This is a genomic window from Alteromonas alvinellae, assembly GCF_902705805.1.
In genome coordinates, this window is the sequence record NZ_CACSIH010000197.1 from 1 (window position 1) to 7,564 (window position 7,564).

8 protein-coding genes and 2 pseudogenes are annotated in these 7,564 nt (G+C 46.9%); 1 reads left to right on the plus strand and 9 read right to left on the minus strand.

Going from position 1 to position 7,564, the window contains the following annotated elements:
- Window positions 1-22 precede the first annotated feature (22 nt).
- The 8 genes and pseudogenes from ACX5KA_RS14090 to traL all read right to left on the minus strand — a co-directional run.
- Window positions 23-709: pseudogene (locus ACX5KA_RS14090) on the minus strand (nucleotidyl transferase AbiEii/AbiGii toxin family protein); the annotation flags it as partial.
- Window positions 702-1,493, minus strand: coding sequence for a type IV toxin-antitoxin system AbiEi family antitoxin (locus ACX5KA_RS14095; protein WP_002040534.1), 792 nt, complete (start codon window positions 1,491-1,493; stop codon window positions 702-704). The gene ACX5KA_RS14095 and the pseudogene ACX5KA_RS14090, both read right to left, overlap by 8 nt.
- A 219-nt stretch (window positions 1,494-1,712) precedes the next feature.
- Complete coding sequence (gene traA / locus ACX5KA_RS14100; RefSeq protein ID WP_000180224.1) at window positions 1,713-2,099, minus strand: TraA family conjugative transfer protein; 387 nt, start codon at window positions 2,097-2,099, stop codon at window positions 1,713-1,715.
- A complete protein-coding gene (gene traV / locus ACX5KA_RS14105) occupies window positions 2,096-2,668 on the minus strand; it encodes a type IV conjugative transfer system lipoprotein TraV (RefSeq protein ID WP_024015925.1) in 573 nt (190 codons plus the stop codon). The genes traA and traV overlap by 4 nt, the downstream gene beginning before the upstream one ends.
- 74 nt (window positions 2,669-2,742) lie before the next feature.
- On the minus strand, window positions 2,743-4,032 hold the full coding sequence (locus ACX5KA_RS14110) for a TraB/VirB10 family protein (RefSeq protein ID WP_000647308.1): 1,290 nt from the start codon (window positions 4,030-4,032) through the stop codon (window positions 2,743-2,745).
- 2 nt (window positions 4,033-4,034) lie between these two features.
- Entirely contained in the window at window positions 4,035-4,931 is an 897-nt protein-coding gene (locus ACX5KA_RS14115; RefSeq protein ID WP_002040533.1) for a TraK domain-containing protein, read from the minus strand.
- Complete coding sequence (locus ACX5KA_RS14120; RefSeq protein WP_000667169.1) at window positions 4,915-5,541, minus strand: TraE/TraK family type IV conjugative transfer system protein; 627 nt, start codon at window positions 5,539-5,541, stop codon at window positions 4,915-4,917. Before ACX5KA_RS14120 ends, ACX5KA_RS14115 begins: the two co-directional genes overlap by 17 nt.
- Entirely contained in the window at window positions 5,538-5,819 is a 282-nt protein-coding gene (gene traL, locus ACX5KA_RS14125; protein WP_000433889.1) for a type IV conjugative transfer system protein TraL, read from the minus strand. Before traL ends, ACX5KA_RS14120 begins: the two co-directional genes overlap by 4 nt.
- A gap of 288 nt (window positions 5,820-6,107) precedes the next feature.
- Here traL and ACX5KA_RS14130 point away from each other — a divergent pair, with 288 nt between their 5' ends.
- Window positions 6,108-6,680 (plus strand): hypothetical protein, encoded by a 573-nt coding sequence (locus ACX5KA_RS14130; protein WP_001167481.1) that lies wholly within the window; start codon window positions 6,108-6,110, stop codon window positions 6,678-6,680.
- A 78-nt stretch (window positions 6,681-6,758) separates the two neighbouring features.
- Here ACX5KA_RS14130 and istB read toward each other — a convergent pair.
- Window positions 6,759-7,490, minus strand: a pseudogene (istB, locus tag ACX5KA_RS14135) (IS21-like element helper ATPase IstB); the annotation flags it as partial.
- Between the last annotated feature and the right edge of the window lie 74 nt (window positions 7,491-7,564).

Here is a 7,564-nt window from a genome sequence, read left to right on the forward strand (position 1 = left end):
GGTAAGATCAACCATTTAATCCGCTTACCCAGTCTTCGCATTCAACTTTTTCAAAAGTCATTCCGTCAAATTCTGCCTGAAATTTCTCATTCAGAGGCTGCCAGTTTGGCGACATGACTTCATTAATAGGCCGAGGGTGACTTAATGTATAGGTTAAAAAACCCACCAAAATCTCTCTCGAAATCCCTTCACTGCCAAGTAACATACGCACATCAAATAAGTCGCGAGGATGTTGGCGATCCATTGCAGCACACAATTTTCCACCATACAGATCGGGAAGACTGACTACCTGAATCTCAGCATAACCAAACTCGTCTTCAACAGACTCTTGAACTGGCATTATTTCTGCACTATGCAATGTACCTCTGGCGACGGGCGACACTTCAATTTTGATCGTCGCAACCGGACTTGATACAACGATTCTCAGTTCATCAGCTTTATTATCCTGAAATGCCGCTCTGATATCTGGTTGAGTATTGATTCTGTCTGTAATGCGCTGCAATGCAGCCCTGACATTAATCAAAGCCTCATCTCTTGGTTCAAGTGGAAGATAAGCAAGATCAATATCTACAGATAGCCGAGGAAAATCTCTCACAAATAAATTAATGGCGGTGCCACCTTTAAGTGCAAAAACCGTCTCTGTTGCTACCACAGGAAGCATTCTTATGAGCAAGGAAACCTGTTTGTAATATGGGCTATCTTTATCCATTATGTTGTTCACCTTTTTTGACGCTTAATATCTCTGGCACTGTGATTTGATATCGCTCATCAAAACGTCCTTTTTCGACAACCTGCCGCTTTCCTGCCCCCAATTTAATTCTTGTTTCATCTATGCGATTGACCCACTGGTGATCGTAGTATCGACCCAGAAATAGAAATATTCGGTTTGCCTGAACAGAGCTGCTTCGTTCAAGAATATCTTGTACTTTTCTAGGGCTAAGATTGACTAAACCCTGAAATAATTCTGCGACATGCTCAAATGAAATCAGCTTTCCAATCGCATCTACCACTTCATAGGCAGCAAGTTCTGCACAGCTGACAGTGAGCTCTTTCTCTTTAACCGTGATCCTTTTCAAATCCTTCTCGGGATTCACTTCAAGCTTATGGTTTCCGCAGTAAAACCAATTCTGATAAGGGAATTCACGAAACCATTTCGGTAAGGACGACTTGTTTTTAACGCAAATCCAAACTTGCTCTTTGTTCAGCTGCAAATAGTGACTCAGTCCTTGGTGAGTTAAGCTGCTCAATCCAGCCAAATGAACTGGAACGCCCAATTGCACATCCAATGCTTGAATGGCATCAACCCAAGTTGGCTTTATATCGCCCTGCGCATTTGGACGATAGTACACACCAGAACTAAGCTTCTTCAGCCAACCGTTCTGCGTGTACTTTTGAGCCAGGGAGTAGCTCACGCCGTTTTCAGTCAGCCATTGCTGAAGTACTAGCGCACCAGGAGAAGTATGAGCAACAAGCCAGTTTATTTTAGATGACATTTTAACACCCAAGGTATGAATATCACGAACAGTATAAACCATATAGTTTATTACGATAGGAATTTTAACACCTTAGGTATTAATATACCAAATACTGTAAACCAAGCCCGCTAATGCGGCGTTGTTGAAATGAAAAGGTCTACAGAACATCACCAATAACCCGATGTTGTGTAGACCTAGTTTGATTACCTTAAGTGAAGTGCCTACTGTGGCTCACATTCAGGTGCCCAGTAAAACGGCGCTGATCGCTGGAACTGCTGTGTCAATGACTTCTTGAGTGCTGGCAACGACAGGTAAAGTTGCAGACATAACACTTTCAACGACTGTTGGCGTATTGTAGAGACCCATACCGCCACCAATGCCCAAGGCAAAGGCCATCAAGCTTTGGCGAGCGATACCGCCCACAATACCCACCAGAACCATGGCTCCCGCTACGATCCGTCCCAAAGTACCTTGGGTCCAATCTTTTAGGGTATCCCACACATCGGTGAAAGCATCACCACCGGTGCCCGCAAATGAGGGCTCCGAAATCATTAACGCCATCAAACCAAGCGCACCAATGGTCATTAGGCGCTGAGTTTGAATGGTGCGAACTGCATTTGTCATTCGTTAGTTTCTCCGTAGATACTCAAGTTATCGCGCTTACCATCAGCTCCCGCTGAGGTTGAATCGCTCTGAGTCTGAAGTGGACGTAGCACAGGCGAAACCGTTCGAGGTGCTGACACCCCAATATCCCACCGGCGCGGTTCAATTTCGGTAAACACGTAGCTGGATAAATTCAGATCTCCACGGTCATCCTCCCAAGGCGCAATCCAAATTCGCATCACCCTTGAAGGAATGCGAATAGGTGCAGATTGCTGCGTCTCAGGTAATGCTGGATGGCTCAGCAGTCCTGTCTCTAAATCAGATTGTGAATACCCAGAGGGAGCACCCATTCGAGTCGCCACAGCATCAATCGTCTTGGGTGCAGCGCCATTACTGGTAAGCTCATAGACTTCACGAGCGGATAAACAGCGCACACCGTCAGGCATACCTGGGCATCCATATTCACTACTCCCAAGACCCAATGAACTACAGCCAGACAATAAGGTTGAGCCGACTACCAATAAAAGTAATCCAGCTTTAGACCACTGTTTTGAATGGTGCTTTGGGTTGTTCTGCATTGATGTCGTCATGGTTAACTCTCCTCTGGATACACATCTTATTGTCTGAAACGGACTTCGATCGGTTAGCAACATGCAGGATTTTTTCATCTTCTTGCACCTCCCCCTTGCGAAGTGGCCAACGACAACGAGGCACCACGAGTGACTATGACTTCAATTTTCCTGGCAGCGTCTACCTCTATGACTGGGAACATATTTTCAGCCATGTCCAAATAGAACTTGGCCACTCGATCCAATGCTTTACCGGTGCCTTTAATCGCAGCACCTTGTAATGCTTCTTGGCTCATGACTTGCTGGTACAGTTGAGTATCACCGGCATTACCCGTCTGAATCGTCGGAACAGGATTCACATCAAATGCGCCTGCCAAGCCCTGAAGGAATCCGGCCATCATCGATTTGGCCACCAGCTGGCCTTGTTTCGACACTAATCGGCCACGAATACCGGCTTTGCCGTCTTCACCCACGGCATAAGAATCCAGTCGCGTTTCAATGACGCCACCATCTTCTCTCACACATGAAATGGTCTCGCCTCGCAAATAAGCACGCTCAGAGCTCAAATCACCGTAACCTGCGGCGATCAAGAAACACTCTTTGATATCCGCTCTAAATCGGTTGGGTAAAATGGCTTCCTTTTGAATCCTCAGCAATGCAGGAAAAGGCTCTCGTCTTGCGGACTCGTGAGTCGGTGCATCCAAACCGGTGATCAAAGTACCTGAGATGATGCTGCCCGCCGGTAGATACAAAGGCGGCGCTTCTTGCACAACAACCTCTGGTTCAGCAACCACTTCAGGCTCAATCATACGAATCGTGATTGGCGGCAATGGAACATCTCGTGCTCGTGTACCTTGGCCATTGGCTGGCTGCTGATAGAGCGGATCAGGCAGCGGCGCATTGGCAAAATAGTCGTCTGGGTTAGACGGCAGAGGCTTTTCGTCTTTGGGTAATTCCATGGCAGATAAAGGCACTTCAAAGCGGCTATTTGTGCCTTCAACTGCTGCATCACCTCCAGCGCGAACATCATCAAGTTCCGCTCTAAGGCGGGCCAGCTCCGCATTGACCTCACTTGGTATAGAAGGCGAACCTGGGCTTAGCCGCCCTGAATCGACGTCACGACGCAAGCGCTCAACTTCACGACGTAACTGTTCATTGCGCTCACTGAGTAGTTTTACGTTTGCAGCCAAACTATCGACCCCAACATCGCGAGTATTGGTATCCGTTAGAATGTGCCGGATCGTTTCCTGCCGGTTCCGATTGCTTGAGCCATCGTCAGGATTAGGTGAAAACACCATCACCATAAGGATGAGACCACCAGCAATACCAGCAACCGATAGGCCACGCTTCATGTTCGGGCTCATTTGTTCCCATTGTGCTTTCATCGTTATTCACCTCCCACAAGAAGTGAAGGTCGCTGACTTTCCACCGCTTCTTCACGATGATTGCGAACAACTAAATACAACTCAGTCTTTTCACCCGGCAACAAGATATTGCGCGGCCAGTAGGCGCTTGCCACTATATCTGGTGCATGACAGGCTATTTCACTGGCTTCTATCGGTTCATCGGCAAAGCTTTCAACCAGTCCTACATAGACGGTGAAGTAATGTCCCGTCACAATTTGCCCCTGCTTAAAACCAAACTTTAAGCCTGGCTGAAAACATTTAGGGCTTATGTCAGTTTGGACAGCCAAACGGATGTCATAGCCTTGTGGCAACTCATTTAATGCAAGGCGTCTGAGTAAGTCTCGTAGGTTATCAACGTATGGCTGAGCTGTTTCCCAAGTGGCGGCTTTGCGGTTCACGACGCCCTTAATAGGCCACTGCTGACCATCAATAGCTAAGGTAATTTCACGCGGTGGAATACGACGAGGCACTAAGGTGACAGATAATGCGGGCGCTTCCTGACCAGGCGGAGTGATGTAAAGTGAAACCGGTGATTCTTTGTCCGTGGCTACATATACAACATTCCCCTTGATTTGCGTCTGAGCATCACTGGTTGTTCTCACCTTAGGCGATTCAAACGGCGTCACAATTCGATTCAGATGACCAAGTGCTACAGGGATCAGTTCATTAACCCCCGGTGTCATCAGTAGCGTTGTTGGCGTATCCGCTGCAACCGAATTGCTTTGAACCGGTGGATTTGCAGTAGCAGACTGCTTCATCACACTAGCTGGCACAATCGGCAATTCCACGTCTGCATACGACGCTTGTGATAACAGAACGCCACTCAAGCTCATTGCGATTAAACTTGGTGTCATCCATCGACTAATTTTGGTTCGCATCATTCACCCTCCGGTTTTGCTCTTGGGTCAACTTTTCACGAACTCGCTTCGTTCTAGCTTGCCCCTCATACGTATCCATCCAGCTAAGTTTTGGACGGTATTGCTCAATGTCGATATCAAACTCATAGGTGCGAGTTTGGCGCTGCTCATCTCCAGATGGTCCAGAGACCAAGGAATAACCGGTCACAAAGACATGGCCGGTTTCATACTCATACTCCACTTGTCTGGGTTGGAATTTGAGCGTGACTCGGTCTTCACGGATCTGTCTTGCCTGAATCTCCAGTGCATCGACCACTTGCTGGTACACCGCAGGTGAAAGTAGCGGCTCGATAGCAACCCGGATAAAGGACACATTGCCCGGCGTCACGTTGCCCATAAGCTCAGCCAGGTAGAGTCCCCAAGATTCCAGGTAAGGCTGACTGGCCTGGTTTCGTGACACTTCAGCCGTTTCAGACAAGGTTGGTGGTTGAATGGCCACCACGGTATTGCGAGAAAATGCCGCTACCGCAAGCAGCAAGTTAGATAGCACCAGCACCGCAATCAGGAACCGTTGCCATCGGTTCTCTAATTGCGTGCCTTGCCATGATTTTAAAAACACGTCGAACTTCACGGCAGATAGCTCCTGATAAATGGGTTAGGGATTGTCTTGGCTTTGGTTGGCAACAGCCCGGCCCAGTAGATGGCGTGAAGAATAAAACCATCTGGGCGACCATCACGAAAACGCCGATAGAGCTTGGTTGTCACCAACCCCAACAGGCATAAAACCAAGGCATTACCGGTAAAAATGCCGATCACTAGCCCCAACAGAATGGGAGCCATCTCATCGGCACTCCAAAGCAGGAAGTGCGGCGGGTCATCGATATAGGATGGAATATTCACAGGTTCCATAGTCACTCCTCGTTGTTTGAATTGAGAAGTGAAGGATGCCTTGGGATTGGTAGGTTCAGTGGTCAGCTAGATGCCGAATTCTTGAAGGTTTTGAGGGTTCTACTCAGACAATACTAACAATTGATCTTTTTGATGCGGTTGATATGATGGGGTTATTGGTCGTGTCGAGACCAGCTGCCCACTTTAGCAAACCCGGACGGGACGACATGCATATCAAATTTATTTTTTGCTTAGGTTTTTTCTGCGACCTCGGCAGTGGGCACCGTATTCGCTAATAGGAGAAACTCAATGCAAATTACTAAAATCATTTCCTCTGCCTCGGTTGAACGTTTAAAGCAAAAAGCACGAAAGCTTAAACGTGAAAAATCCATTCCACACACTCAAGCACTCGATGAAGTTGCAGTATCTGCTGGTTTTAATCATTGGCATCAAGTTGTGCTAGCTAATGACTTACTGAAACCATCAGAAGTGGCGTTATCTTCTGGATGTGTCATGGCTTTTGATGTCAAAGATGGTATGGACGTCGATACCAGTGATGGGGTTTTAATTGAAGACCACTTCTTGGAGATGCTCACTGAAAAGCAGCTATTTGAAATTTATGCCAATTCCCCTGATGAGGACGACGAACAAAACAGGCCGCTAAAAGAAACGCTATCGGATTCAGAGCTTCATGAGTATTTTCGAGATTATTGCTCATTCATGTACTTTCGTATTGCCGAGCCTCATGCAAACAAACCGTTAAAAGAAGTATTGGCTCTTATACGACAGTACTCGTTTTGGATGCCTCAATATATTTGGCTTCAAGGCCACCTTATTGATACTTACCATTTGCCTGCTGAAGACGAGTGCGTATTTTTATAACTATGAACGCTGATTTTTGCTTAGCGTGAACACTTCCACCCCTTATTCTTGCAGATGCGGCACTTTTACCTTAAGTGTTCACAGTTGGTCAAGATTCGCTTGTTTTTTACGCATGGATTCTCCTTTCAAACTAATTTTATAGGCGTTGTGTAAAAGCCTATCTAAGATGGCGTCAGCAAGTGTTGGATCGCCAATAGTTTCATGCCAATGATTGGTTGGAAGTTGGCTAGTAATGATTGTCGATCCGATTCCGTGCCGGTCTTCAATCACTTCCATTAAGTCCATTCTTTGCTGCCGCTTTAGGGCGTCCAATCCCCAGTCATCTATGATCAGGATTTCAGTTTTCCGCAACTGTAAAAGCACTTTACCAAAGCTACCGTCACCGTGTGCGATCGTGAGCATTTCAAGTAGTCTGCTGGCCCGGTAGTAGCGCACGGAGATTCCTTGTTCACAAGCAGTTTGCCCCATGGCGCAGGCCAGGAATGTTTTGCCTGTGCCTGTTGGCCCTTCAATCAGAATATTTCGATGCTGCTTAACCCAGTCAAACTGCAATAGCTGTGCGACGGTGCTTTTGTTTAAACCACGCTTGGTTTGGTAATCAATGTCTGATGGTTGGGCATTGATTCGGAGTTTGGCTTGTTGTAACAGGCGTGCAATTTTACGGTTATCTCGGGTTGTGATTTCATGATTAACCAAGAGTGCGAGTCGTTCGAGAAAGCTCAGCTCCTCATAGGTATTGGGTTGATCACACTGCTGAGACAGAGCCTCAGCCATACCGGTTAATCGCAAACTGTTTAGCTGAGTGCGTGTTTTATTAACTCAAGTTTCGGAGTTCAGTTTAGCCTAAAATCAGCACTCATCACCAATAGATTTGGCTTCTAGCC

What these genes read in the sequence shown, in the direction of transcription:
- ACX5KA_RS14095 (WP_002040534.1), bottom strand. Translation starts at nt 1,493, where the DNA reads ATGTCATCTAAAATAAACTGGCTTGTTGCTCATACTTCTCCTGGTGCG.
- traA (WP_000180224.1), bottom strand. Translation starts at nt 2,099, where the DNA reads ATGACAAATGCAGTTCGCACCATTCAAACTCAGCGCCTAATGACCATT.
- traV (WP_024015925.1), bottom strand. Translation starts at nt 2,668, where the DNA reads ATGACGACATCAATGCAGAACAACCCAAAGCACCATTCAAAACAGTGG.
- ACX5KA_RS14110 (WP_000647308.1), bottom strand. Translation starts at nt 4,032, where the DNA reads ATGAAAGCACAATGGGAACAAATGAGCCCGAACATGAAGCGTGGCCTA.
- ACX5KA_RS14115 (WP_002040533.1), bottom strand. Translation starts at nt 4,931, where the DNA reads ATGCGAACCAAAATTAGTCGATGGATGACACCAAGTTTAATCGCAATG.
- traL (WP_000433889.1), bottom strand. Translation starts at nt 5,819, where the DNA reads ATGGAACCTGTGAATATTCCATCCTATATCGATGACCCGCCGCACTTC.
- ACX5KA_RS14130 (WP_001167481.1), top strand. Translation starts at nt 6,108, where the DNA reads ATGCAAATTACTAAAATCATTTCCTCTGCCTCGGTTGAACGTTTAAAG.